At 55.2% G+C, this 26,338-nt stretch carries 26 protein-coding genes and 1 riboswitch; of the genes, 4 read left to right on the forward strand and 22 right to left on the reverse strand.

Annotated features, from left to right (window positions below):
• Window positions 1–168: 168 nt before the first annotated feature.
• The 5 genes from SDD30_RS13935 to SDD30_RS13955 form a co-directional block, all read right to left on the reverse strand.
• Window positions 169–396 (reverse strand): sulfurtransferase TusA family protein, encoded by a 228-nt coding sequence (locus tag SDD30_RS13935; RefSeq protein ID WP_434075539.1) that lies wholly within the window; start codon window positions 394–396, stop codon window positions 169–171.
• A 177-nt stretch (window positions 397–573) separates the two neighbouring features.
• Complete coding sequence (locus SDD30_RS13940; protein ID WP_434075540.1) at window positions 574–1,002, reverse strand: DUF5320 domain-containing protein; 429 nt, start codon at window positions 1,000–1,002, stop codon at window positions 574–576.
• A gap of 219 nt (window positions 1,003–1,221) precedes the next feature.
• Complete coding sequence (locus SDD30_RS13945; RefSeq protein WP_434075541.1) at window positions 1,222–2,010, reverse strand: acyl-CoA dehydratase activase; 789 nt, start codon at window positions 2,008–2,010, stop codon at window positions 1,222–1,224.
• 244 nt (window positions 2,011–2,254) lie between these two features.
• Window positions 2,255–3,511, reverse strand: a complete 1,257-nt coding sequence (locus SDD30_RS13950) for a double-cubane-cluster-containing anaerobic reductase (protein WP_434075580.1) — start codon at window positions 3,509–3,511, stop codon at window positions 2,255–2,257.
• A gap of 170 nt (window positions 3,512–3,681) precedes the next feature.
• Window positions 3,682–4,146 carry a MerR family transcriptional regulator gene (locus SDD30_RS13955; protein ID WP_434075542.1) on the reverse strand — a complete coding sequence of 155 codons (465 nt, stop codon included), beginning with the start codon at window positions 4,144–4,146 and terminating at the stop codon, window positions 3,682–3,684.
• Between the two features lie 350 nt (window positions 4,147–4,496).
• Between SDD30_RS13955 and SDD30_RS13960 the strand changes: the two genes are divergently transcribed.
• From SDD30_RS13960 to SDD30_RS13975, 4 genes are all read left to right on the forward strand, one after another.
• Complete coding sequence (locus SDD30_RS13960) at window positions 4,497–4,814, forward strand: MerR family transcriptional regulator (RefSeq protein ID WP_434075543.1); 318 nt, start codon at window positions 4,497–4,499, stop codon at window positions 4,812–4,814.
• Between the two features lie 64 nt (window positions 4,815–4,878).
• Window positions 4,879–6,117, forward strand: coding sequence for a (Fe-S)-binding protein (locus SDD30_RS13965; protein ID WP_434075544.1), 1,239 nt, complete (start codon window positions 4,879–4,881; stop codon window positions 6,115–6,117).
• Window positions 6,118–6,127: 10 nt separating this feature from the next.
• Window positions 6,128–9,439: an FAD-dependent oxidoreductase gene (locus tag SDD30_RS13970; RefSeq protein ID WP_434075545.1), complete on the forward strand. Its 3,312-nt coding sequence runs from the start codon at window positions 6,128–6,130 to the stop codon at window positions 9,437–9,439.
• A gap of 293 nt (window positions 9,440–9,732) precedes the next feature.
• Complete coding sequence (locus tag SDD30_RS13975) at window positions 9,733–10,968, forward strand: NAD(P)/FAD-dependent oxidoreductase (protein ID WP_434075546.1); 1,236 nt, start codon at window positions 9,733–9,735, stop codon at window positions 10,966–10,968.
• Between the two features lie 132 nt (window positions 10,969–11,100).
• Here the strand turns inward: SDD30_RS13975 and SDD30_RS13980 are convergent, their stop codons facing one another.
• From SDD30_RS13980 to SDD30_RS14060, 17 genes are all read right to left on the reverse strand, one after another.
• Window positions 11,101–11,853 (reverse strand): ABC transporter ATP-binding protein, encoded by a 753-nt coding sequence (locus SDD30_RS13980; protein WP_434075547.1) that lies wholly within the window; start codon window positions 11,851–11,853, stop codon window positions 11,101–11,103.
• A complete protein-coding gene (locus SDD30_RS13985; RefSeq protein WP_434075581.1) occupies window positions 11,850–12,923 on the reverse strand; it encodes a FecCD family ABC transporter permease in 1,074 nt (357 codons plus the stop codon). Before SDD30_RS13985 ends, SDD30_RS13980 begins: the two co-directional genes overlap by 4 nt.
• A gap of 118 nt (window positions 12,924–13,041) precedes the next feature.
• Complete coding sequence (locus tag SDD30_RS13990) at window positions 13,042–14,157, reverse strand: iron ABC transporter substrate-binding protein (RefSeq protein WP_434075548.1); 1,116 nt, start codon at window positions 14,155–14,157, stop codon at window positions 13,042–13,044.
• Window positions 14,158–14,362: 205 nt separating this feature from the next.
• A complete protein-coding gene (locus SDD30_RS13995) occupies window positions 14,363–14,989 on the reverse strand; it encodes an FmdE family protein (RefSeq protein ID WP_434075582.1) in 627 nt (208 codons plus the stop codon).
• Between the two features lie 164 nt (window positions 14,990–15,153).
• A complete protein-coding gene (locus tag SDD30_RS14000; protein ID WP_434075549.1) occupies window positions 15,154–15,378 on the reverse strand; it encodes an FmdB family zinc ribbon protein in 225 nt (74 codons plus the stop codon).
• A 150-nt stretch (window positions 15,379–15,528) separates the two neighbouring features.
• On the reverse strand, window positions 15,529–16,872 hold the full coding sequence (locus SDD30_RS14005; protein ID WP_434075550.1) for an NAD(P)/FAD-dependent oxidoreductase: 1,344 nt from the start codon (window positions 16,870–16,872) through the stop codon (window positions 15,529–15,531).
• 260 nt (window positions 16,873–17,132) lie between these two features.
• Window positions 17,133–17,399, reverse strand: a complete 267-nt coding sequence (locus SDD30_RS14010) for a metal-sensitive transcriptional regulator (protein ID WP_434075551.1) — start codon at window positions 17,397–17,399, stop codon at window positions 17,133–17,135.
• A 163-nt stretch (window positions 17,400–17,562) separates the two neighbouring features.
• Window positions 17,563–18,639 (reverse strand): ABC transporter ATP-binding protein, encoded by a 1,077-nt coding sequence (locus SDD30_RS14015; RefSeq protein ID WP_434075552.1) that lies wholly within the window; start codon window positions 18,637–18,639, stop codon window positions 17,563–17,565.
• Window positions 18,636–19,433 carry an ABC transporter permease gene (locus SDD30_RS14020; protein ID WP_434075553.1) on the reverse strand — a complete coding sequence of 266 codons (798 nt, stop codon included), beginning with the start codon at window positions 19,431–19,433 and terminating at the stop codon, window positions 18,636–18,638. Before SDD30_RS14020 ends, SDD30_RS14015 begins: the two co-directional genes overlap by 4 nt.
• A 17-nt stretch (window positions 19,434–19,450) precedes the next feature.
• Window positions 19,451–20,275: a molybdate ABC transporter substrate-binding protein gene (modA, locus tag SDD30_RS14025; protein WP_434075554.1), complete on the reverse strand. Its 825-nt coding sequence runs from the start codon at window positions 20,273–20,275 to the stop codon at window positions 19,451–19,453.
• 26 nt (window positions 20,276–20,301) lie between these two features.
• Window positions 20,302–21,030, reverse strand: coding sequence for a Rossmann-like domain-containing protein (locus SDD30_RS14030; protein WP_434075555.1), 729 nt, complete (start codon window positions 21,028–21,030; stop codon window positions 20,302–20,304).
• A gap of 84 nt (window positions 21,031–21,114) precedes the next feature.
• A riboswitch (molybdenum cofactor riboswitch) is annotated at window positions 21,115–21,251 on the reverse strand.
• A gap of 247 nt (window positions 21,252–21,498) precedes the next feature.
• Window positions 21,499–21,717 (reverse strand): sulfurtransferase TusA family protein, encoded by a 219-nt coding sequence (locus SDD30_RS14035; protein WP_434075556.1) that lies wholly within the window; start codon window positions 21,715–21,717, stop codon window positions 21,499–21,501.
• A 32-nt stretch (window positions 21,718–21,749) separates the two neighbouring features.
• The gene (locus tag SDD30_RS14040) at window positions 21,750–22,637 is read right to left on the reverse strand and encodes an NAD(P)H-hydrate dehydratase (protein WP_434075583.1); all 888 of its coding nucleotides are present in this window, start codon (window positions 22,635–22,637) and stop codon (window positions 21,750–21,752) included.
• Complete coding sequence (locus SDD30_RS14045) at window positions 22,637–23,191, reverse strand: putative Se/S carrier protein (RefSeq protein WP_434075557.1); 555 nt, start codon at window positions 23,189–23,191, stop codon at window positions 22,637–22,639. Before SDD30_RS14045 ends, SDD30_RS14040 begins: the two co-directional genes overlap by 1 nt.
• 23 nt (window positions 23,192–23,214) lie before the next feature.
• Window positions 23,215–24,276, reverse strand: a complete 1,062-nt coding sequence (gene yedE / locus SDD30_RS14050) for a YedE family putative selenium transporter (protein WP_434075558.1) — start codon at window positions 24,274–24,276, stop codon at window positions 23,215–23,217.
• A gap of 542 nt (window positions 24,277–24,818) precedes the next feature.
• Window positions 24,819–25,415: a class I SAM-dependent methyltransferase gene (locus SDD30_RS14055; protein WP_434075559.1), complete on the reverse strand. Its 597-nt coding sequence runs from the start codon at window positions 25,413–25,415 to the stop codon at window positions 24,819–24,821.
• A gap of 87 nt (window positions 25,416–25,502) precedes the next feature.
• Window positions 25,503–26,324 (reverse strand): metal ABC transporter permease, encoded by an 822-nt coding sequence (locus SDD30_RS14060; RefSeq protein WP_434075560.1) that lies wholly within the window; start codon window positions 26,322–26,324, stop codon window positions 25,503–25,505.
• Window positions 26,325–26,338: the final 14 nt, after the last annotated feature.

The following is a 26,338-nucleotide window of genomic DNA, read 5'->3' on the forward strand; positions in this document are numbered from 1 at the left end:
ACCCTGCTGGCCCTGGAACTGGAGGAACTGACCCTGGAACAAAAAATAATCCTGGCCTATAACCGCGAAAGGGTCCAGTCCAGGCTGGGCAAAGCCTTTATTAACTTCCTGCGTTCCCCCAACCGGGGTTTCTGTTAATAAGGCCACCTCTTTCGGACCAACGGCTACCTATTTCACCCGCCGTACAGTTAATTGCCAGATGCCGTTGTCGATTTCTTTAACGGAAGTTTTATAACCTTTGCGGCGCATCTCATTAATAATGGTCGTGCAGGCACAGCTATGATCGGTTTCCAGGACAATGGCATCGCCCACCTCCAGATCCTTTAACTTCTCCCGGATCTTAATATTGGGCACCGGGCACATCTCGCCCAGGGCGTCAATAAAATATTCGGCCATCCAACCAATCCCCCCTGATTATCCTCTTTCGCCTTGCAGAGTGAAATTCCTACCGCTAGCCTATCCAGGCAGCAGTTCAGTTCCCTCCGATGAATCCTTACCCTCCGCTAATCTTCCCGTTTTCAGCCAAAAAAAGACCGGGGTCAAGCACCCCGGCCCCGGCTTGCGGCCTGTTTCTTACAGATCTTCTTCTTCCTGTCCGGCAGCATCCTGACCCCGGTCATCCTGCCGCCGGGTCTTCAATTGCTCCTTGATGGCCTTAAGCTGGTTTTCCAGTATGGCGGCCTGCTGCTTCAAGGCCTCCACATCAGGCGCCCCGGCCTGGGGCGGAACTGCGCCAGGAAAGGGCGCAGCACCAGCATAGGGTGCTCCCCACCAGCCGGCTGGCGGCAGCGGGCCATAACCGGCGGCCGGTGGGAAAGCGCCATAGCCGACCATGCGGCCTATACCCCAACCGCGGCCCCTACCCAGACCTAAGCCCCGGCCCAGTCCGAAGCCAACAGCTGGATTCAAAAAGCCTGGTACAGGGAAACCGTTGCAATAACCGGCCCCACGACCGCTCCGTGGTCCCAATCCCCAAGGACCAGTCCGATCACCTCGTGGCATTTGTCTTCCCTCCTTTCAGTCCTATGTTCATTATTAGTATAAAACCATTTTGGTCATAAGTCAACATCGCATTTAAAAAAATACCGGTTAGGAATTACCTTCCTAACCAGGTTCAGGGTACCCGCTAAGCTTTGGCCCCCAATACTCGTTCCAGCTTCCAGGTCTATACCCTGCCCGGCCAGGGAGCCAGCCCGGAGAGCTTCAATTATCGCGTTTTAGCTAACAACAGGTACCCGTGCCCGCGCCACCGCTTCTCTCCCAGGCAATAAGAGCCGCCCCCAGGGCCCCGGTAATCCGGGGTTCCGCCGGCACCATCACCTCTACCCCCAGCTCGGCCTCAAGGGCGCGGCGTAGGCCCTCGTTCTTCGCTCCGCCACCGGTAAAAACCACTGGCGCCAGAGCTCCATTTTTAAGCATGGACTTTACCCGGCGGGCTACGGCCCGGTGCAGGCCGGCGACAATCTCTTCCCTGGCGGCTCCGGCCGCCAGGAGGCTGATGACCTCGGATTCGGCAAAAACGGTGCACATACTGCTGATATTGACCGGGCTGGAGCTATCGTGTAGGCGGCCCAGTTCGCCCACATCCATCCCCAGGGCCGTGGCCATTACTTCCAGGAAGCGGCCGGTGCCGGCGGCGCACTTGTCGTTCATCACAAAATCGACCACTTTACCCTGATCATTAACAGTTATCGCCTTGGTATCCTGGCCGCCAATATCGATGATGGTCCCGGGCCTGCCGATCAGGTAATAAATCCCCCGCGCCTGGCAGGTAATCTCCGTGACGGCCTGGTCGCTAAAGTTTAAGGCCACTCGTCCGTAGCCGGTACCGATAATATAAGCCACATCTTGGCGGTTGAAGTCCATCTGCTCCAGGGCCGCAGCCAGTACTTCCTCCCCCGCCTGTCTGGGGCTCCAGCCGGTGGGTCGGATGGTATAACCTTTAACCTCGCCATCGTAAAGTACGGCTTTCGCCGAAGTAGAACCAACATCAATGCCTGCTACTAACATAACCTGGCACCCCTTTTATCTGCGCCTGAATTTATCCTACCAAAAAGGTTGGTACTTAGCTGGCTTGTGTGGGTAGAACAATTTTAAAAGCGCCCTGGAGACGGAACCTCGCCCTCACCTTGCTCAGGGGCAAGGAATAGGCCGCATTAACGGCCCGGACCTATATTTAAGATGGCGCTTCATAGGAGAAGCCGGGATGACGCTGCCTGCAACAGGTGGCAACGTCTCCCGGCGCTGCTGGCATTTACGCTGTGATCATCTCCAGGAAAGCTTCCAGCCGGGTCTTGAGCTGGGCCGCGTCTTCTTCGCTGTAGTCGCTTTCCAGGCGCAGTACCGGCACACCCGCTTCCTGGAGGGCCTTTTCCACCAGCCGGCCTTCAACGCCAAAGGGCTGGCAGAACTGGAGGGAGAAATAGATCACCCCGTCGGCCCTGGCTTCCCTTGCCAGGCGCAGGATATCCTCCACCCGATCTTTGTTGGGCGTGAAGCAGGCGCAGTTGATGGCTGTCAGCCGCCGGGCCAGGTTTTGCACCTGTGCCTCTACGGACTGGCCATCTTCCGCCACCGGGCCGGCGAAATACCGGGTTCCGGTGCAGGTTTCTTCGCCGACGATCACCGCTCCGGCCGTCTCGACCAGGTGGTGCAGCTTCCAGTAAGGCAAGGCCATGGGCGTACCGGTGACCAGAAGGCGCGGCGCCCCTTTCCTGGCAATACCCTCACCCCTGGCAATATGTTCCTCCAGCTCGTCACAGAGGGCATTTACTTGGGCGGTAAAGCGATCCGGGTCGTCAAAAAAAGCTAACTGGGAGATAAGCAGGGCGTCCTTTCCGCTGATAGGGGCTGGATCGGCCTGGCGGGCCCGGTAGAGACGCGCCAGGGCAGCCCGGCGGGCGTTGGCCTTTTTAATCCCGACCGCTAACCTGGCCGCGGTGATTTCCTGGCCGGAGCGACGCTCGATCTCTTCCTTAAGGCGGTTAATCTCTCCTTCCCAGAGGGCCAGGTCAGCCGCACCTTTTTTCTGGGGTAGCTCCATAACATAGGTCGGTACATACTCATTGAGGATTTCCCAGGTCTTCTTTTTGCCGTCGCAGGTAGTCTCGCCGATGAGAAAGTCGACGGCCTGGAAATATGGGCAGATACGATCCAGCTTAAAGCCCATAGCCGATTTGATCAGCGGGCACAGGTTGCGGGGCAATACCTGCTCCCCGGTAGGAACGGTAAACTGGGCGCCGCCGCAGAGGCCAATGCTGATACCGTCCACGGCCAGGACCAGCTCCTCCGGTGCAAAGACACAGAAGGTTCCGGCCACCAGCCGTCCAGCCTTTTTCCCGGCCATGATTTCCTGGATGCGGCCGCCGTGGGCCTCGGCGAGGGTATTATCGAAATAGGCCATCCCAGCCGGCCGATTCTCCTGCTGCAGGAAAACCTCACTAAAGGCCGCCGGCAGGGCTCCCAGGAAAATATCGTGTTTCTCCAAATCCATATCCAGTTCCCGCCACATTTCCCGGTACGCGTCGCTCAAGGGGATCAACTCCTTTGCATATTAGATATACGAGGCATTCCCGCTCTATGGCTGGTGATAATAAACGGCCTACCGGGGGTAGCCTCTCCCAAATAATTAGATGTTCGCGACGAACCGGGAATATCCTTTATATTTCATATTCCTTTTTGTTATAATTTGACTGATAGTAGTGAGTAGTGAACATAGCCGACGGGTATGTTATCGAGCCTTACAGATATTCGCCGGTGAAGCTTATTTTTTTCCCCCTCCCTGTAGGGGCATTTGTAACAAAGGGAGGGATCGTCAAAGGAGATCTGGCAGTAAGTCCCCTCTTCCTTCCAGCAGGGCTTGGCGCAGCCGATACGCTCGGTTTTATGGGAACAGGCCGGGCAATCCTCGTAAAGCCAGCAGGGATAAAAGGCCAGGTAGTGTTTCAGGGAATTTAAATTGAAACCTTTATCAATGAGTTTTTGAATAAAGCGTAAGCGCTTCAGGTCATTGTTGGAGTATAGGCGACGCCCATTTTTACGGGCGGGCTGGATTAGCTTATGCCGCTCCCAGACCCGCAAAGTACTCGGCTGGATGCCCAATAAATCGGCGACAACGCTGATAGGATATAACATTTGTTCCGTCACGGAAAATCGCCTGCCTTGAAAAAGGTTTAAAGGTTTCATATAGCCAATTATGGCCTTTTGAGTTAGTGCTGGACTAAATGGCCATCGCTTCTGCTTTTATTTTTTGCTAGTGCCACCCTGTGGGGCTAGGTATTTAACTTACTAATACGTCCGTCATGATTTTTATTTGACGTTATCATTTTACGTTATCCTGTCATGGAACATCAAGGTTTTGCTGATTTTCCTTAAGAACATGCCTTCATAGAATCATATAGGTTTCTTGTAAAATTTTTTACATGTTTATTGACATCATATGGTGTAGGAATTATGATGTAAGTGAAAACAATATTAAGTGGAGTGAAGGGTGGCCAATGTATCCCATCGGTATGGTTATCCAAGTTTTAAATATTTCACCCGGCCGCCTGCGACGCTGGGAAGAAAGAGGCCTGGTCGTTCCCAAACGCAAAAACGGCCGCCGTTGCTACTCGGAACTGGATCTGCAACGCTTGATGTTTATTAAACGTCTTCTGGATAACCGGACCTGTACCCTCACCTCCCTCCCGAATCACCTGAACCTTTACCCCTGCTGGCAGGACGGAGAATGCCGGGGTGGGGGTCCCGTGGCCGTGGAACCGCCGGAGGGGCGCCCCTGCTGGCAAAGAAAAAACAAATATTGCCGTCCGTCGTGATGGTTGATTGACAATATTACTTCCCACTCTCCATCACATCTATCTCATACAGGAGGAACCTCTTATGTCCGTTTCGCTGCCCATGGAAGTACCTGCCCTGTCGCCCTATTATCAAAAATTACAAGAAAAAATAGTTAGCGCCCTGGGAGAAGCCACTTTACAATCCTGCCTCTCCTGCGGCGTCTGTAGCGGCGGCTGCCCTACCGGTGCTATCGGCGCCCCCGTCGACCCCCGCAAGATTGTCCGCCAGCTCTTGTGGGGGATGGAGGATAAAGTCTTAGGGGCGGATATGCTCTGGCTCTGCACCATGTGCGGCCGCTGTACCATTTATTGTCCGGCGGGTGTGAACATGGGCGACCTGGTCCGGGCCCTGCGTACCCAACTGGCGGAAGAAGGCCGGGTGCCGGAAAACCTGCAAAAGGTGGTCGACCTGGCTATCGAATCCGGCAACAATATGGGCATCAGCCAGGAGGATTACCTGGACACCCTGGACTGGATGCAGGAAGAACTCCAGGCGGAGTTTGGCCCAGAAGCCAGGATACCAGTCGACCAAAAAGGCGCCCGGGTAATGTACGTCCTCAACCCGCGGGAAGTGAAGTTCTTCCCCCTTTGCATCCTGGCGGCGGCTAAAGTATTCCACGCTGCCGGCGAGAGCTGGACCTTCTCCAGCCGGTCCTGGGACGCGACCAACTATGCCCTTTTTTCCGGCGACGATAAAGCCGGGGGTATCCTGGTGCAACGCCTGGCGGATGAAGTTGAACGCCTGGGATGTCAGGAGCTGATCATGACCGAGTGCGGCCACGCCTTCCGCTCCATCCGCTGGGGGCCGGAACAATGGCTTGGACATAAACTACCCTTCCCCGTCCGCAGTATAGTCCAACTGATGGATGAGTACCTGGCTTCCGGCCGCATCCACCTGGACCCTTCCCGCAACAGCGAACTGGTAACCTATCATGACCCCTGCAACCTGGGCCGGAAAGAGGGCATCTTTGAAGAGCCGCGCCGGGTACTGCGGGCAGCAGTAGCCAATTTTGTCGAAATGACGCCCAACCGCGAGAACAATTACTGCTGCGGCGGCGGTGGCGGCATGCTCTCTTTAAGCGAATTCGGCCAGGAAAGGATGGCTAAAGGCCAAGTTAAGGTTGAGCAGATCCAACGCACCGGGGCCGCCATCGTCGCCACCCCCTGCCATAACTGCTATGATCAGCTAAACGACCTCTGCCTTCACTACCATCTCAAGGTTAAAATTAAGAATCTGGTCGAACTGGTTGCTGATGCTTTAGTTATCGAGGGTAAGGAGTGACAGCTTCATAATGCTAAACACAACATTGCCTGTAGCAGTGCTGGGAGCCGGTATCGCCGGGGTCCAGGCGGCCCTGGATCTAACCCGCCTAGGCCACCGGGTGTTCCTTTTGGAACGCGCCATCCGGCCGGGGGGCAAACTATCTCTCCTACCCAAGACGTTTCCCACGAATGATTGCAGTGCCTGCGCTATAACGCCGCCGGACAGCTTCTTTTGCATCCGTTCGCCACATTTCATCAAGCAGGCCAGGGAGGATAACATTACCCTTCTTACCGACGTTGAAGTACGAAAGTTAACGGGGGAGGCCGGAGGTTTCACCCTGCACCTTTTCCGGGAGGGCCGGGAGGAAGAGTTAAAAATTGCAGCAATTATCCTCTGCCCCGGCTACGAAGAATTCCTGCCCCCCAGCCTCCCTGATCGCTATGGTTACGGGCGCTACCCGGGTGTAGTGACCGGCCTGGAACTGGAGCAGCGCCTGGCGGCCAGCGGCTACCCGCAGCGCCCGGGAGACAACACCCCGGTGCAGCGGGTGGCTTTTATCCAGTGCGCCGGCTCCCGCGACCCGGCCCACGGGGTGGCTTATTGTTCGGCCGTCTGCTGCATGTATGCCCTCAAGGAAGCCTTGATGCTCTATGAAGCGGCAGCCGCCCAGAATCTACCCCTGCCGGAAATAACCCTTTTCTATATGGACCTGCGTACTTACGGCCAGGCTTACGAGGATTACTTGTCCCGGGCGCGGCAGGAGTATGGCCTGCAACTGGTCCGCTCCCGCATTCATAGTATTATCCAGACGCCGGCAAATCCTCGCCTTACCATTCGTTACGCTCTGGAAGACGGCCCGGCCAGGGTGGAGGAGTTTGACCTGGCGGTGCTGGCTACGGGCTTAAGACCTCCTGATGGCGCCCAGGAACTGGCCGCCGCCCTGGGGATTGAACTGGACCCGGCCGGCTTCTGTTTGACGCCCGCCCTGGTCCCGGCTTCTACGTCGCGTCCCGGCATCTTCGTCGCCGGCGCCTTCAACGGCCCCTGCGATGTTATCGACGCCGTCACCCAGGGTTCAGCGGCAGCCGCCACCTGTGCTGCCTGGCTGCAAGACAAAGAATCGTCTCCCAAGGCAAACCTTTATACCACGCTAGGGAAACCAACAGAGGATGCAAAGGGCAGTACGTTAGGTTCTAATCGGGAACTGGCTTTGGCCGGTTCTTACCAGCTTTCCACATCCAACCCCTCACCTCCAACCTCTAGTATCCGGGTAGGTATATTTATCTGCACCTGCGACCAGCTGGCCGCCGGCCTGGACTTAGATGAGTTGGAGGAATACTGCCGTACTCTGCCTGGCGTAGCCAGGGTACAGAAGTTATCCCTCTGCGGCCCGGACGCCGATGCGGAACTGCGACGGGCTATTACCGCCTCCGGGGTGAACCGCGTGGTAGTGGCGGCTTGTAGCGCCCGCGCCCTGGAACCGGTCCTCAGGGGATACCTGGTCCGGGCGGGTCTTGCCGAGATGTCTATTTATAAGGTAGTTAACCTCCTGGATCATGCAGTCCGGCTTTACACCAGCCATCCCGAACTTGCCACCCGAAAGGCCCGGGACCTGGTACGCATGGCGCTAGCTAGTTTAAACGTTGCTACTTCGCAGGGAGAAGAAAAGCTCACGTTAACACCGGCCGCCCTGGTAATCGGCGGCGGGATAGCCGGCATGGTTGCCGCCCTTACCCTGGGCGACCTGGGTTATGAGGTACACCTGGTAGAAAAAGAAAGACGGCTGGGCGGCCACGGCCGTCGTTTGGGTCATACCCTGACCGGCGCCGATGTACAGGCCTACCTGAAAGGGCTCGACCGGCGCCTTACGCAACACCCCTATATCCATCTCCACCTCGACGCTAAAATCATAACCACGGCCGGCCACCCGGGCGGCTTCCGGACGGAGATTGAGATTGCCGGTGAAAGGAGGGAAATCATCGGCCACGGCGTTACCATCCTGGCGACAGGCGCCGGGGAAAAGAAGCCGCAGCAGTACCTTTACGACCAGCACCCGGCTGTAGTGACCGGATTGGAGTTGGAAGACCTGCTTAAAAACCCCGCCAGGCTGGCCGGCCTGGAGCAGGTGGTATTCATCCAGTGTGTCCATTCCCGCGATGCCGATCACCCCTATTGCAGCCGTACCTGTTGCAGTGAGACTATTAAAAACGCCCTGGAACTCAAGAAGATCAACCCGGCGGTCCAAATCTACGTCCTCAACCGGGATATCATGACCTACGGTCTTCAGGAAGAGTGGTACACGGCCGCCCGTTCCCAAGGCGTCCTCTTTCTGCGCTACCAGCCGGAAAACCCGCCTCGGGTAACTGCTACCGCGGCAGGCACGGGAACCAGGCGCAAGGTGCAGGTACGGGCCTATGATTCTATCCTTGGTGAGGAAGTTATTATAAACGCCGACCTGCTGGTCTTGGCCACCGGCATGGAACCACGGGCGGACACTGCGCAGCTGGCCTCCCTGTTCCAGGTGCCCCTGGATGATCATGGCTTTTTTGCCACCAGCAACCCCAAATTAAAACCCGTGGAAACGCCGGTACCCGGCGTCTTGACCTGCGGCCTGGCGGCAGGGCCCAAGAACCTGGAGGAAACCATAGCCTCGGCCCGGGCCGCAGCCGGCAAGGCGGCCATCCTGGCCCGGGAGAGCTACACAGTTACCCACCCGGTCGCCAGGGTCGAAGGCGCCTGCGCCGCCTGCCTCACCTGCGTGCGCGTATGCCCCCACGGCGCCCCGGCCATCAAGGATCACCGTTCCCATATCGACCCCCTCCTCTGCCAGGGCTGCGGTGCCTGCGTAGTCGCCTGCCCAGCCGGGGCCATTACCCTGGCGAGCTATAGCCAGGCCGAAGTAGCTGCCGCACTCCAAACCCTAAACAGGACGCCTGAGGAGGCGGGTACCGTTATCTTCACCTGTAGTTACTGCGCTTATGCCAACTTTGAAAATGCCGCCGGGATTGACTGCCAAGATGACGTCTCCGTATTGCAGGTACCCTGTTTAAGCCGGATCGGTACTCTGGAGGTACTGCAGGCTGTCGAGGCCGGGGCCAGGCAAATCGTATTGACGGGCTGTGTCGAGGGCCAGTGCCACTTCCGGCCGGCCCGGAACTATGGTAGCAAGCCCTCTCACCCCGACCCCATGCCGTGCCAGGAGCAGGCCTGGCGCCGGGCCCGGCAGATACTGGACGAAATCGGTTTTGACGCCGGCATGATCAAGATTTTACGCCTCCCTCCCCCTATCCCCGACCAGGGACGGATACCGATCATCTGCCCGGCAGGGAAAGCTTTGTAAAAACCGGGATTCAATACGAGCCCCAGAATTGCCACCATACAGCATAATTTCTTATCTTCTATTGGTTCTTCTGCGTTCAGGGTTAACGTATAAATCACCGCCCCGGCTACGCCTGTGGCCGCCGGGGGTTAACAAAGATGGAGGGTAAGACGGCAGCAAACCTCCTTTAACTTTTGCCACCCTCCCAGACCACGTTAACAAGATCCAGGGTGAGAGGAAAACCCTAGTGAAGAATCTGTAAACTGGATGGGCGACTTTAAGGCTTTTTAAAAAGCAGAAAGGGGTGTACTGGTATGCAACGTACGGATATCCTGGTTGTCGGTGGGGGTATTGCCGGCCATACGGCGGCCCTGGCCGCCCGACGATATTACTATGATAAAAAGGTTACCCTGGTGCGCAGAGAGGTCCGGGCGCTGATCCCCTGGGGCCTGGCTTACGCCAGTGCCGCCGGAACGCTGGATAGATATGTCTTAAGCGACGCGTGGCTCCATCAGGCGAGTGTTAATCTGGTAATCGATGGCGTGGTAGCCATTGACCGCCGGAACCAGTGCGTCACAACAGCCTGCGGGGAAGAAATAAGCTATGAAAAAATGATCCTGGCAACCGGTTCCTCTCCGTCCCCCCTTCCCCTTAAAGGGGCCCACCTGCCGGGTATTTTTGTCCTTAAAAAAGAATTGCCCCACCTTAAAGAAATGCAGCAGCGCCTAGCCGAGGCCAGAAACCTGGTCATTGTCGGTGGAGGCCTCAACGGCGTTGAAATGGCCCTAGCCTGTAGCGCCAGGCCCCAACAGCGTATTACCCTGGTGGAGCTGCTACCACGTTGCCTGGCCCGGGTCTTCAACCATGAGTTTTGCGAGCTGGCAGAAGAAAAACTTCGCCAGCAGGGCGTGGAGATTATCACCGCTGCCGGCGTGGCCGAATTTCTGGGACGTGACAGGGTGGAACAGGTAAAGCTCAGCAACGGCCTGACTTTACCCGCTGATGTTGTTATCCTGGCTAACGGTGCTCTACCCCGTACCGATTTAGCCCGGCAGGCTGGCCTGGAAATGGACGCCCAGGCCGGTATCCTGGTGGATGACTATCTGCGGACCAGTGATGCCGCCATCTTTGCTGCCGGTGACTGCGCCGCTCCCCGTTCCCTGGCAGTTCCAGGTGTTCCCCTTCCCCGGCAGGCCCGCATGGCCGGCCAGGAAGCGCGGGTGGCTGCCGCCAACCTCTTTACCCTCCAGCGCCGCTGGGAGAACGCTGTCGCCAGGTTCGCCGTCGCCATCGGGGACCTGGCCCTGGGTGCCGTGGGCCTGGTGAAAGACCTGGCCCTGGAGGCCAGGATGGTGGAGCCGCCATTTGCTTCTATCTCCACTGTAGTGACCGGTGACCTGACGGTCCGGGTGGCTTATGGCCGGGAAAACGGGATAACCCTGGGAGCCCTGGTTCAGGGCCAACCCCAGGTCCGGGTGCGGGAAACCATGGACTACCTGGCAACCGCCATCCAGCAGCAAACACCTTTCGCCGAGCTGGTCCTGGCCTGACGAAACCTGGCCAATCCGCAGAAAACCTGCCCGCTAAAAAAGTGGCGCTAGCACAGCGCCACTTTTAGTATCCTTAACACTCAAGAACATCTAAGATTGCATCCTTTTGATTGCCAGACAGAATTAATTTTTTTACAGCGGCACAACCACCGGGACACCTTGCATTCTGGCCACGACGACCGGTACACCGTAAACAGCGGCCAGGTTCGCCGGCGTCATGACCTCCAGCCCCCCGCAGGCGAAGATAGTGCTGTTTTTCAAGAGCAAAAACTTATCGGCGAAACGTAAGGCCAGGTTGATGTCGTGCATGACCACCACGGCCGCCAGGTTTTGTTCCCTGACGGCGTTTTGGACAGTGCGTAAAACCTCCAACTGGTTTTTTAAGTCCAGGTTGCTGGTGGGTTCATCCAGGAGCAGAACCCCCGGTTCCTGGGCCAGGGCCCGGGCGATAATCACCTTTTGCTGCTCCCCACCGCTCAGTTCATCAAGATAGCGTAAAGAAAATTCCTCTAGACCCAAAAGATGTAAAATACGGTATACAATTTCCAAATCCGCAGGGGTGACATCCCATTTAATATGGGGTTTGCGGCCTAAAAGCACGGCGTCAAAGACGGTAACCCGGCCGCTTTCGTACCGCTGGGCCACGTATCCTATCCGGCGGGCCACTTCTAACTGGTTGAGCTTCAAGATGTTCTCTCCGGCAATCAGGATCGTCCCCCGCCGGGGTTTCAGGATCTTATTCAGGCATTTGAGGAGGGTGGATTTGCCGGCGCCGTTGTTGCCCAGGATGGCCAGAAACTCGCCCCGGGCGAGGGTAAATTCTATGTCCTGCAAAACAGCGTGACTGTTATAGCTGAATTCCACCCCGTCTATGGCCAGGATCATCGCCGGTTGTCCCCCCTGGAGAGAAGATAGAGGAAGAGAGGGGCGCCCATAAAGGAGGTAATAGCGCCCACCGGCAGTACCACCGGCTTCATAACAGTCCGGGCCAGGGTATCGGCGGCCAGGAGCAACAGCCCGCCCATGACGCCGGCCGCCGGGATTAAAAAGCGGTGGTCGTCGCCGATAACCCGCCGCATCAGATGGGGGCCGACCAGGCCGATAAAACCGATGATGCCCAGGAAGGCAACCAGGGCGGCGGTGATTAAAGAGGCAACGAACATCCCCGTCAACCTGATCCTTGCCACGCTGACGCCTAACCCCTTCGCCGTTTCCGCGCCGCTGTCCAGAGCGTTGTAATTCCACCGGTTAGCCATAAAGTAGAGCAGGCCGGCACCGGTCACCGCGGCCATGATCCCCAGGTCGCGCCAGGAGGCTCTGCCGATATCACCAAAGGTCCAGAAGACCATGGCCGCTACCTGCACGTCACTGGCAAAATACTGCAGGATGATGGTTCCGGCGGAAAAAAGGGAGCCCAGGGCCACCCCGGCCAGGACCATGGCTTCCGGCGATACCCCTTTATAGCGGGATAGCAAAAGGATGACCAGGGTGGCCGCCAGGGCGCCCTGGAAGGCGAAGGAAGTCACCAGGTAAGGATTGTTGATGAGCACCGCGTCGGCGCCGGTACGGCTGGTGCTGCCCGCCCCCAGGGTCAGGATGGCCACGGCGGCGCCGAAAGCCGCCCCCTGGGAAACCCCCAGGGTAAATGGCGAGGCCAGGGGGTTGCGAAGGATGTTTTGCATCACGCAGCCGGCTACGGCCAGGCCCGCCCCGGCGGTTAAGGCCGCCAGCACCCGGGGCAGCCGGATATGCCAAATAATCACCTGGGACCGGCCTTCTACCTGGCCTAGGAGGGTCAGCAGCACCTGGCCCGGGGTCAGCTCGGCTGAACCGGCGTTGATAGCGTAAACGCCAAGTAAAACGCTCAACAGGGTCAGAAGGGCAATGATCAAGACTTTCCTGCGGGTATATCTCTGGTAGCTTTGTGCTATATCGACCATTACAGCCTGGCGCATAATGCTGTCTCCCTTGACATCGTGCCACCATGAATGGCTCTTCGCAAGTTCTGCCATGGTTGTTTGCCTCTTGCCCTGGAGCGTGGGAGGCACAGGAATTTCATAACCGTCAGTATCTTTAAGGCTTAAGCAGGTCCAGCTTCTTAAATCCACCGTAGGCCCCGGCTACCTGGGCATATAAAGGCCGGCCTAAAAGGAACTGGTAGATGGCGTCGGCTTTTTGCGCTGGATCGATGTCCCTAAAACTTTCAGGAAAGATTACCTTGCCGGCGTAATAGGCGTCGGCCAGGGCGGTATCGATGTTGGTAGTGTAGTTGTTGTAGGGTATCTGGCCGTAAACCCGGCCCTGGCGGCAGGCGGTGAGGGAATGGTAGAATTGAGGGTTCTTCCGGTAATCTTCCCGTACCAGGTTTAAGCCGCCCTCGTCGATAAAGATGATATCGGGGTCCCAGGCTAAGAGTTTTTCCTTGTCGATCATGACGCTGCCCGTCTTACCCGTCTCGTCGACTACGTTCCGGGCGTTGACGGCGCTAAAAGGAGGATACCCGGCCTGGGTGCTCTCGATGCCGTGGGCTCCCTTCATGCCCAGGGCGCCCACGTAAACCCGGGGCTTCTTATCCGTCGGGATATTTTTAGTCCGCCCCTTTAAGTCCTGCTGGCAGTCTTTGAGAAACTTGACCACTTCTCCGGCCCGCCCTTCGTTGCCGGTAATCCGGCCAATCAACTGCAGCGATTCATAGACATCCTCGTCAAAAGTGGCCAGCTGGCCGTAACTCAGCACCACTACCGGGATTTTCGTCCGGGCCTGGAGCTCATCGGCCCGGGAGCGGTCCACTAGGTAGGCCACAAAAATCACGTCGGGTTGAACGCTGATCAATTTTTCCGCGTCCGGGGTCGAGTCGGGCCCGCCCTGGCCGATTACAGGCTGATCTTGCAATTCGGGGTGGGCTAAAATGTACGGCCGCGCGGCGGATTTTTGCTTTTCCAGGTTTTCGACGCCCACCACTTTGCCGGCACCATTGACATAACAAACCAGCCTTAAGGCGCCCGGGCCAATGGCTACAACCCTCTTGGCCGGGATGGGAACCTCCACCGTTCGGCCGGCCAGGTCGGTTATCTTTGTTTTAGGAACCCCTGCTTCCGGCGCAAGGGTTTTAGGCCCGCAACCTGCCAAAAGAAGTAAGACCAGCAACAGGGTTAGAGACAGGTAAAATAACTTCTTCAATATTGCCATCCTCCTCCACCCGGTGTTGTCGTCTACAGCCGGTAGGGTTAGACTTTCAGATTCATCCTGCCCCCGTCGCTGGCACACCGGGAAATTCTCCATCCTTTCTTATCGGGGAAATTTAATTCCCCGGGTTAACGCTTTAACGCGCTGGGCGGCACCGCTGTTACCTCCTGATTAGTGCTTGATCCCTCGCCACCCGCGTAAAGAAGAATCAGGCAGGTGATATAACGCCCCAGCCGCGGCTGTATTGCTCCGCACAGGGGATGCAGGCCAGGCGGCCCTCCCTGACCCTGGCCCGTATTTCCGCCACCGGTTCACCGCAATAAGCGCAGGTTACGGAATGAAAAAGGCGGGCCCGGGGTGGCAGGTCCAGCTCAACCTGCTCCACCTTAAATAATTCCCCTTCCGGCGCCGTCAGGATTTGTTGCCGCCGCTGTTCCTGGCAGCGGCCATAGGCCTCCCTTTCGGCGACGGTTGCCTGGCCTCTAAAAACCCTGGCCCGCAAGTTCTTATACTCTTCGTCTTCCCGCCAGGCGCCATCTTTGAAGGCCACCCTGACAGCGGCACCCGATTTCCTATTGCCAATGGTAAAGACGTGCTTCCCATAATCCCGGTAGATAAGATTGCCTTTACCCAGGGTGCAGCCGGTCAGGACCTGGATGGCATCGACGCCGCAGGCGTCGGTTTCAACAATAGCAACCAGCTCTTCATCACTAGCCCGGTCGCTCGTCAATTCCCGCAGGGCGATTTTAGCGACCCGGTAACCGATAGCCAAACCGGGGCAGGTATGCCCATGAAAGGCCACCGCCCTTTCCCAATCCTCTGGCAAGGAATTCATTTCTATCAACTCCTTCTGGAAATATAAAATAACCACGTTAGGTACCCCTCCGTGGGGTTTCAGTACCCTTCGTGGTTACATCAGCCAACCTTCTCGGTTGCTTATTATTTTTTCGCCATGCATGCCCAAATTCCTGCTGGTTCATTAAAACTATATATGCCTTTCTAATCGTGGCAGCACCCGCCGGGCGGGCAGCTATCCGGTCGGGAATCCCTCCCGCAACAAAGTGTTTTCCCGCCGGCCTCGGGGCGGCTTTTTACTAAATGCGGTGCCGAGAATATCCTTACTAATCTCGTGCTGCCGCAGTTAGGGCAGCTATCAGCATCCTCCCGCTTGGTAAAAGTACTTATAGCCCCGCACTCGCTGCATCTGAATTCAAATTCCGGCATTTGCTAATCACCTCCGCCTACCTCTAGTATAAAGCCATAAAGAACATACGTCAATATAACAATGCAAAAAGCCCCTCTTATATATTATATAAGAGGGGCTCACGACGAAAGAATTACCTCCTTATTTAAGACAGCTGGCTAGGATGGTAATTAGTTTCTTAATTTAAGCACGGCATCTTCGGCGGCATTGGTCACCTGATAGGCGATAGGTGAAGCGGTAAGGGCCGGGTGGGTCCCGACCTGCAGGGTTTCCAGTTCGTCGGCCTGCATCTTATGCTGTACGGCAGCCGCCAGCAGGTTGGTCAGCTCGCCCACTGCAGCGCCGCCATAGGCCTGCCCGCCTACAATAACCCCGGTATCTTTGGTAAAAATTAATTTTACGCCCAACTCTCTGGCCCCCGGCATACTACCCGGATGTCTGTCCGGCGCCTTCGCGTTACCTGTTACGACCTCGATACCAGCTTCCCGGGCCGCCCTTTCCGTCAGTCCTACCGATCCCAGGGCCAGGTCGCCGACAATCGTTGAAAATACTCCCACTGCTGCACCTCTCGCTCGCCTAAGACCAAATAAGTTGGCGCCGGCCACCCGGGCTTCATGAGTGGCTACGGACGCCAGTTTAATAAGCGACGGTCCGTGACCGAAAAACGAGCTTTTTTCGGCGCAATCGCCAATAGCGAAGATACTGGCGTCACTGGTGCGCATATAATCATCAACCCATATACCGAAACGATTGTCAACTTTCAAGCCTGCCTTTTGGGCCAGTTCAATATTGGGCGCCACGCCAATGCCAAAGATAACAACGTCAGCAGGTAAGATTTCGCCATTAGAAAGCCTTACTTTTTCCACTCTGCCGTTACCCAGAAATTCTTCTACTTTAGTCCCGGTGATAATGTTTAGCCCCTGAGAGCGGAGCTTGTCCTCCGCCAGGGAGCAGATCTCATCATCAAAGGCCAGGGCCAGGCAATGGGGTAAAAGTTCAACAATGGTAACATTCACTTCGCGCCCTTTCCGGCATTCATCGGCAAACTCAACCCCTATAAACCCGCCGCCGACGATAACCAGATTTTTCGCTTTATCCAGGGCACTTTTGAGATTCTCAAGATAGGCTACGTCTTTTTTGACGACGAAAACGCCTTCCAGGTCAGCCCCTTTTACCGGTGGAACAACAGGAGACGATCCGGTAGCCAAGACGAGTTTGTCATAGATAATGCTACCAGATTTCACCGTAGAAACAGCCTTGCTTTGGCGATCAATCTCTATAACTTCATCGAGCAGCAGTTCTATGCCGTTATTAACCAGCGTGGCGTCCGGGATGAGGTTCTTATCGGGGCTCCCCACAGTTCCGAAAATGTAAGGGATGCCGCAGGGTACCAAAACCTTTTCTTCTTTACGTACCACAGTTACCTTTTTATCCTTAAAATACCTTTTAGCAGTAATAGCTGCCGTAAGGCCCGCCGCACTCCCGCCGATAACTAGTACATCCGTACCCTTCAAACCAGCCGCCCCTTTCCATGTAATTTGTGGGTTTTTGAACTTAAATACAACAGGAGCCCCCTTCGGTAAGCGAGACTCCCCCACCCCCCGGGGAGGGGTCATTAGCTAATTCTATTCTACCCACTATCGCAAGTTTTTGTCAAGTGTTCTTTATTGCCTTTTACCATCATTATCATCATTGAAAAATAAAAAAGACCTGATTACTGCTTCCAGGCCTTTCCCCTCTTTCCCCTGTCTAGAAAACCGTTCTAAGAACGGACCTACTTTAAAAACTGGCATAAAAGTTTAACCAGTTCCCGAGCACTGGAACCAGTGCCTTCTTTTTCTTGGGGAAGCTTATCCAGGCAATCATCCGCGTAAATTACTAGTACCATTTCCGTAATTTTATACACAGCCGAGCGAATGGCTGCGAGTTGGTGCAATACGGTAGGACAAGCTTCTCCCCTCTCTACCATGCGCACCAGTCCGGCCACATGCCCCTGGACAATCTGCAAGCGTTTTACTATCTCTTCACGACTATCGTCCATAAGGAACTAAATCTCTCCCCTTGCTCCATTTTATCCTGGCTGACAATTCCTCAACCTTAAACCCCATCTAGCACCGCTAAATAGTCCAGCAGCCATACGCTTATCCACTATGTATTATATCATGGCCAGTGAGATTGGGAAATTGAAACTCTTACATCCTTGCTCAGCTTTTTTCAACTGGCGGAAAAACATTAATGGCGGCCGGTGGGATGGAGCAGTAAACTGTGCTGCCCGGCGCTAAGGAAAACCCTCTATCTCCCCTGGTAACAACCTGGGCGACGAGCCTTTCGCCGGCATCGATTATTACCCTGGCCAATAAACCTCGGGGGTAAACCGCAAGCACCTTTCCCGGCAGGCAGTTTCCTGGCTGCGGCAAATTGCTCACCAGTATATGCTCCGGTCTGACGGAAAAACCTATCCGGCCAGTTAAATCCGTCTCTACCTGCAGCAGCACCCCTCCCAGGGAGACGCATTTCCGGCCGCCGTGCAGGATAATCTCGCTGGGATAAATATTTTCCGCCCCGATAAAGCGGGCTACCGCCGCCGTCCGCGGCCGGGTAAAGATCTCCTCCGGCGAACCCACCTGGAGCAAGCCACCTCCCATCATGACCCCGACGCGGTCGCCCAGGTATAAGGCTTCTTCAAAATCATGGGTTACATGAATAATCAGGGTGCCGATAAGCCGGTGCAGGCGCTTCAGCTCCTGCTGAAGCGCTTCTTTTGTACGAGGGTCCAAGGCCGCTAAGGGTTCATCCAGCAAAAGAACTCCGGGACGCATTATGAGCGCCCGGGCCAAGGCCACCCGCTGCTGTTCGCCGCCGCTTAAGGTATGGGGAAGACGCCGGAGAAGGTGGTCAATACCGAGCAAGGACACTACGGCTTCTAATTCCCTGTTTATCTCGCCCGGAGGGAGTTTTTTATTTTTGAGCCCGAAGACAATGTTTTCCCTGGCGTTTAAGTGGGGGAATAAGGCATAATCCTGGTAAACAAAACCGAAACATCTCTTTTCCGGCGGCCAGGCGGTAATATTCTCTTCCCCCAGCCATATCCCGCCGGCATCCGGCGCGTGCATACCGGCAATAACCTCCAGAAGAATAGTTTTGCCGGCACCCGTGGGCCCCAGGATAACGAAATACTCCCCTGTGGAAATCTCCAGGGAGATATCTCGAAGTTGAAACTCGCCCATCTTTTTACTAATCCGGGATAGCCGCAGCGAGGGCGCCGGCAATCCTTCCCTCACAGACCCGGCACCCGCTCGTACGGCTTTACTCCCGCACGTTCAAAAACGGCCAGGGAAAGCACGGCAATCATTATCAGGATGGCCGCCGAGGCCATCAGGGCCTCCATATCGCCGGTAGCCATATTTAAGTAAAGGGAGATGGGCAGGGTTTCCGTTTTAAACCTGGTGGCCCCGGCCAGCATGAGGACGGCGCCAAATTCCCCTAGGGCCTTCCCCCAGGTCAGAACCAGGCCGGCAAGGATATTGTTTCGTATTAACGGTAAAGTCACTTTCCGGAAGGCCCGGGCCGGTGTACAACCTAGGGTCCGGGCCACGTATTCCAGGCGGATATCCACGGACTCAATGGCCGCTTTCAGGACGGTAATCAGGAAGGGAAGATTGACGAAGAACTGGGCCAGGATGATCCCGGGTACGGTAAACACGAAACGCAAGCCCATCCTGGCTAGGGTTGCGCCAAAGGTTGTCGTGCCAAAAAGCAGGAGCAAGCAAACGCCGGAAACAACGGGCGGCAAGGTTAACGGGATGCGGAGAAGGTTGGCTGCCACACCCTGGCCCGGCAGGTTGTAACGGGCCAGCGTATAAGCCACCGGCATAGCTGTCAGCAGGCAGGCAGCTGTTGAGACGATCGAGGTTATCAGGCTGAGCTTGATGGCAAAAATCAATTCCGGTGCCTTCAGGGAGGTAGGAATGTAAGGAAGACCCCTTACCAGCACGGTAGTGACGGCCGTTACAACAAAGAGCAGTACCAGGAATGTTACCAGTACGTTAAAGGTTTTAAAAAGCCTCGAACCCAAGTTTTACCTCCTCCCCTCTACCGGGCAACCGGCTTGTAACCCCATTTTTGCCAGACCTGGTAGGCCGCCGGCGAGGTAAAAAATTCGGCCAGTTGCCGAGCCAGCTCTTTTTCCTTAGAACAGTTCAAAACTGCCACCGGCACCGTTTTGACGTAATCCTTTAGTTCAGGCACTGAGATCAGCTCAAGCTTATCTTTTGCCCCCTGGTAATTTTCTTCCCAAATCACGGCGGCATCAGTTTGCTTGGTGCTTAAATAGACCACCAGCTCGTTTGCCGTCGGCGTCCTGACCACCACATTTTTATTGACAGTCTCCAGGAGGCCATACTTTTGCAGGAGCTGGTCGGCCAGCTTGCCGATGGGATTGGCCTGGGGATCGCCCAAAGCTACCTTCACTCCCGGCCGTCCCAGATCGGCTAATTTATGAATGCCGGCCGGATTCCCTTTTGGAACAGCAAGGACGGGGATGTGATAAACAACATTCTTTTCCCATGCTACCAGGTTCTTTTCTTTAACCGGCTTTAATTCCGCTATATCACCCGGCAAGTAAAGGTCGCCTTGCTGACTCAACAGGATCTGGCTATTCAGCTGGGCCGCCCCGCCGAAGGTATAGGTAACCTTGAACCCGGTTTTAGCCTGAAAAGCGGCGCCGATCTCTTCCACTGGCTTTTTCAGGCCGGCGCCGCTATAAATTAAAAGGGATGGCGAAGCTATATTCTCCGTCTGATTATTCTTCGGTCCCGCCTGGCCTTGCTGCCCCGGAACGTTACCGCACCCGGTCAGTACCAGTAGGCCAAATAATAACAGGCCTAATAAAAACCCCGTTGATTTTAATCCCTTCATTGTTAGTTGCTCCCATCTTTTTACAATTAATGACCGCAAAAACAATACTGCTCGTAGCCAGCCAGGTGGGCAATACCAGCAATTGTCACCCCGTAAAAGACAACCGGCTTCCGGCCCACTATAGCCGCCAGGGTGTCATTTACTGCTGTCGTACCGGTCGCCAGGACCAAATCGCTCCAATCGATTATTTCTCCTGTATGCCGGGCGTCTTCTATCATAACCCCGCCTTTGCGCTGCCCGACATTATCCGGGTCCAGGTCGGTTACTCGGATAGGAAAATGACCGGCCAGGCTGGCCACCATAGCCGGCTGCAGGCAGATAAAGGCAATCCGGGGGTTGCCGAAACGCTCCCGGACGTATTCCACCAGGGAGGCGGCGCACCGGCCCGGTTCTTGATCGCGGCAGTGGATGGTTTTGTCTACCAGCTTTAAATGCCGCATAACGGCGTTCAAGGTGGCGATAAATATGGCCCGCTCGTAGTTGTTACGTAACGGCAGGGCCAGGACTCCTTTTACGGTGCCCTGGTAATTTCCCGGCATATCAGTGAACGCCTGCCCAACAGCATCTTTAAAGGTGGCCTGCAGCATCACTTCTTTACCCTTTAATAAAGGAAAATCTTGACGTTCCGGCCGGCCAATAGCCTCTTCAGGGGTTAGGGGCCGGGCGCTAACCACCTGCACCTCTTCCTCGCCAGTTAGATGCCAGGCTTCTATCAGTTGGCTAAATTTTTCCTTGATGCCCTCCAAAAGTGGCATTTCAACATAACCCCTTTCTTTATAACATAAAACTAAAAACCCCGTCTCTCCACGAGGCGGGGCTTGCCTAAAAGCCATAGTTCTAGCTACAGCCAACCCCCTCCTTTTCAAAACCTGGGAAGGCATACCCGTTTCCCGGTATACCCCGTGGACCGGTGGTCCAGGCCACCCTGCCATAGGTTACCCCTTTAGGCAAAGATGGCTCGGAGGATATAATATCCTAGCATATGTTCTTTATAAATAGTATTCGCTGTAAGAAACCAAATTCCTGCCGACAGTCTTTATTTTATAGTACTGCCACAAATCCCCTACTTTTCTCCCCTAAAAACGATCTTCCAAGCAGTGACTCGGCTAAAAAAGGCCGAGGGCTACTAGGATAGGCCGGCTGGCAATAGTTAGTAAACCCCCATAACAGTAAAAAATAACCTCTAGTACCTATATAACCGGGGGCTTCATATAGCAGCCCATTTAGCTTTTATTGGGGGTCAACACTAGCCGGTAGCCACCAGCCACCTTTTCCACCCGAATCTGGTAGCCCCGGTTTTCTGCCAACCGGGATACGTTTTCTTTGGAGGTATCATTATCGGTTAAGACTGCCAGTGGTTGGCCGGGATTTTGTTCCATAGCCTTTTTCGTCTTTACTACAGGTATGGGGCAGGAAAACCCGCGCACATCGACTTCCACCATGAAATTTTTCCCCCTTTATCTTAAACCTAAAATTATCTGGTGCAGATACCGCTCCACCTACAGAGGTTTTCCCGGAAAACTTCGGGCAACTGGTCGATAATTTCGCCAACCCGGGTGGCTGGCGTCGGGCTTGCCCTCTGGCCTGCCGCCCGGTTGGCTTTAGCGCTGATGCTGGCCGCCTGGTCCAGATCCAGTTCGGCATAAGCAAAAGCAGCAACCATACCGGTGATGGTGTCGCCCGTGCCGCCGATGCATTCCATTTGGGGAACATCTGGTTCTGCAATTTTCTCAACGATAACTCCATCTTTTACTATATAGTCGACAGCACCTTTGATCAGGAGGCATCGGGCCGCTCCCCTGCAGGCATAAGCGCGTTGAATTAGTTCGGGTATACGGCTAAAAGCATCCTCAAATAAATGGCGGCTGATATAAGCCGGGTGGATGGCCTCCGGGTCGGCCAGGAAAGCAATTTCACTGGGGTCCGGGGTGAAAATATCAAAATAGGAGGCTACCCCGGCCGCCTTGGCCGCGTACATGGAACCGGCATCGGCAATCAACAGTGGCTTGGGGCGGCATTTTTCTACTACGGCAGAAAGCCTTTGCATTAAGGTAACGATAGGTAAACAGTAATGGAGAGCCAGGACCCGGGGCGCCAGTTCCTCTATATGATCTATCAGATACTGGTAAACCAACCTGCTTCCCTTTCCGGTGCCAATATCGCCGGCCAGCAATACCTGGGGCGGTTCCAGCCCGAGGTGACGGGTAGTGGCCAGGGCCGCGCTTACCATGGCCATTGTCCCCTGGGTACAAGGCAAATAATGGCCGTCGACGCGCAAGGTATCACCTTTATTATCTAATTGTTCCACCCTGCCAAAGGTCAGGGGCATGTCGGTTACCGGGACGGTCCCGGCAATGAGCATCACGTAGACGCTGCCTCCTTCCAAATTTCTAAAGCCTTTTCCAGGGCGCGGTCGAGCATCAGGGCGCACAGGGTACGGCCCGCCTCCCGGGGCCGGGGAGCCTTGTCCAGGCGGGTGCCTACCAGCCTGGCGTAGAGATAGGGGATATCCGGGCAACCGCCGCCGGATATATTAACTATCAAACCGGTCTTTTGAGCAAAAACAAGTTTCATATTGCCCGACTTGACCATAACGTATTCGGAAAACGGGGTTACCTTTTCTATCTGCAGAGGTTCTATTTCGCCCCTGGAGGGATAAATGCCCACGAAGGCTACCTTGCCGGTAAGGGCCCGTTCTACGGCCGTTTGCTCGACCAGGTTGATTTCCAGGGCCAGATCGCAGCCTCGGCGCAAAGCGGGCGGGGGCGCTACCAGGTGACAGTTTAGGCCGGCTTTTTGCAATACCTTTTCGGCATGCATGGCCTCGGCCACCGTGGTAAAAATCACCAGACCCCTGGCGTCAGCAGTTCCGACCCGTGGGTTGACCGTTCTATTTTTCAGCCAGCCTAAGACCATCCGGCATACCCCGCTTACTTAAGTTAATCTAAACTCTCCCGCATCAAGAAACCGACTCCGGCGGCAAAAATTAGCCCGATGATTACGGCTGCGGGCCCGAAGGGCCCAGGGCCCTGGGGGCTGGAGGCGAGTTGAAAATTATGGGCCAGGGCGGCCCCCACCAGCATACCTATGATAGTCACGCCGGCATCGGTATCACCTTCACCGGCGAGAACAGTCTGCCGCAAGGGGCAGCCGCCCAGCAGGGTAGCGGTAAGTCCCGCCAGGGTCATCCCCAGGAAGCTCCACAATTGATTGGTATGGGCGACGGGCTGGCCCATAAAACCAATCTTAATATTGCCCAGGATAGCATTAACAATTAGGGCCCCTACAAAGAAAGCTGCTATGCCGCTAAAGAGATAGGTGTCCTTAACCAGGAAAAGATCGCGCCAGCCGCCGACAAAACACATCCTGGTTCTCTGGGCTAAAAAACCAATAATTAACCCGGCCGCCAAGGAAACTCCCAACAGGGCGTGACTGGCGCCGGGGCCTTCCTTGCTGAAGAAAATAAAAGCAGGCCGGCCAATAGCCAGCAAAAGCAAACCCAGCATGAAGAGCGGCATCAACCAACCGGCCGCAGGATAGGTGGATTGCCAGCGGCCCAGGTTAAAACCGTTTTTAAGAAAATAGATGCCAAGTAAGGCCCCTGCTATTACCCCGGCAAGGCCGGCGATGGCGTTCAAATCGCCACCGGCCAGGCGTAACACAGCCCTTACCGGGCATCCTAAAAAGACTAAAGCTCCGATCATAAAAAAGACGCCTAAAAAGAACCGCACCAAGGGCGCCGAGCCGCCGCGCGCGCGAAACTCGCCGTAAAAAAGGGCAGACAAAAAGGCCCCGAAAGCGATCCCCATAATTTCCGGCCGTAAATACTGGACTATCGCTGCCCGGTGTAAACCCAAAGCGCCGGCAATATCCCGGTAGAAACAGGCGATACATATGCCCATATTAGCCGGATTGCCAAGGCGAGTCATGAAGGCTGCTATGGCACCAAAAACGAACCCGGCTAGCAGCATAAAGTTTTTGGGGGAAAGGATCCTGCTCATTTAAACACCTCCGGTTGTTGTTAAATAAATGATAAATAAGGGTTGCTAAGAGGTTTTCCACCCCCTGCCATTTATTACTGATGGATATTCTGCACCTGTTCATAATCTCCTGCATAACCTGTATTCCACTTGGTTATATAAAAGGTGCACTTTTATCCCCTTAAGGTTACATAAAAAAATCTCCACGCATAAAAAAGGAGACCAAAGTCAAGCCATCAATACATAAGCCGGCCCCTGCTATCTTTGGCCGGCCATTTTAAAATCATAACAATTATATTGCCATTATATTGCTATATTTGATGGTATCTCGCTGAAGCAGGCTGCCAATTCCGCCATATTGGCGAGCTTAATCCTTTTCCTGTGGAGTACTTTCAGAGAGCTAAAACCTACAGGAGAGTAGGGTCATCGGGGGGCGGTAATTCTAAGCCGAACCTTCTTCTAACTGGAAGCCCATATTTTCCACATATTGCTTAACAATCTCCCGGTTCTCTATCTAATCTCCATATATCCTAAAATTCCTGCTTAGTGCAATCAAGTTACAGTTATACTTTAACCCCCAGCGCCAGGTAATGATCTGCTCCTCCGTCAACCTCGATATTTGCCAGTCCCGCCACTACCAGCAAGGCTACCATTTCCGTACGGTGCGGGATCTGGTCCCCGGCCACAACGCCCCCAATGGAACAATGCAGATGATTTATGGTTTCCCGGGCCGCCGGATGGCAGATAATCACCCGCCCGCCCGGTTTAGTCACCCGGGCCATCTCTTTGAGCGCCTCTAGTTTTCGGGGGAAATGGGGAAAAGCGGAGTTACAGATAACCTCGTCAAAGGTAGCCGCCGGAAAGGGAATCGCCATTACGTCGGCACAAATAAACTCTACATTGTCGGGGAAGCCTTTATTTTTCGCCTGTTTAAGCATAGTTTCAGCTATATCCAGGGCCACCACCCGGCCGGCGGGACCTATGGCCGCCAGTAAATAGGGAATGAGAATGCCCGTACCGCAACCTACATCTAATATCGTGCCGCCCGGTGCCAGGTGCAAACCTTTAACAATTGTTTCCAGTTTAGCCCGCTCTTCCGGTGTAGCCAGGCTATCCCAGATAGCCGCCTTGCTGTTAAAATACTCCCGATGGGTAAGCACTCGCGATCGCTCCCCCTGTAATATCTCATTTTCATCATAAGACTCATCCTGTTGCAGTTTACCTCAGGCTGCGACCTTGATCATCATTCATCCTTCTTGCCACTGCTTCACTTTGCGCTTCGGGGAGAAAATAGTTGCCAGGATAAAAATAACGGCCGAGGCCAGGACGATGGTCGCACCGCTGGGAACGTCAAGGAGATAAGAAATGCCTAATCCGGCCCAGCAGGAAATAACACCGAAAAACGCTGCCAGAAAAAACATCTTCTTTAAGCTATAGGTGAGCTGGTAAGCAGCAGCGGCCGGGTTTAAGATCAAATTAAAGATCAATAAACCGCCAATGCTACGCAATGATGCTGTTACCGTCACCCCGGTAAGAAAGAGAATGCTGTAAAAGATAAAGTCGGCCGGTATACCTACCGCCCGGGCCATTTCGCGGTGAAAAACAACCGCCTGGATCTCCTTAAAAAATAAAGCGGCTAGCCCGGTAATTACGGCAGCTATCACTGCTAGAAGCCGGATATCGCTTCCGGTGACGGTCAAGATGCTCCCCCAGAGAAGTTCCAAAGCCTGGGTTTTAGGGCCGGGTAATAAACCCATGAAGAGAAAAGCCAGCCCCATGGTGACAGAAAAAAGAATACCAATGGGGGTATCGAGGTTAAACTCCCCCCGGTCGGCCAGGGGCCCGATGACAGCCGCTCCTGTGAGGCTAAAGAGGATGGCGCCCCCCAGGGGCGCAAACCCCAGCCAGGCGGCAAACAGGGCCCCGGCGAAGGCGGCGTGGGCAAGGGAGACGCCGATAAAGGAAAGGTGCATGGTGACAACAAAAACCCCCATCAGGGAGCAGGCCGCACCGGCCAGCAACCCGGCCAGCAGGGCGTCCTGCATAAACCTGTAGCTCAGTATCGACATTTTATACTCCTCGC

Source organism: Moorella naiadis (nom. illeg.), assembly GCF_051020825.1.
In the GTDB taxonomy this organism is placed as follows: Bacteria; Bacillota; DSM-521; order Neomoorellales; family Neomoorellaceae; genus Neomoorella; species Neomoorella naiadis.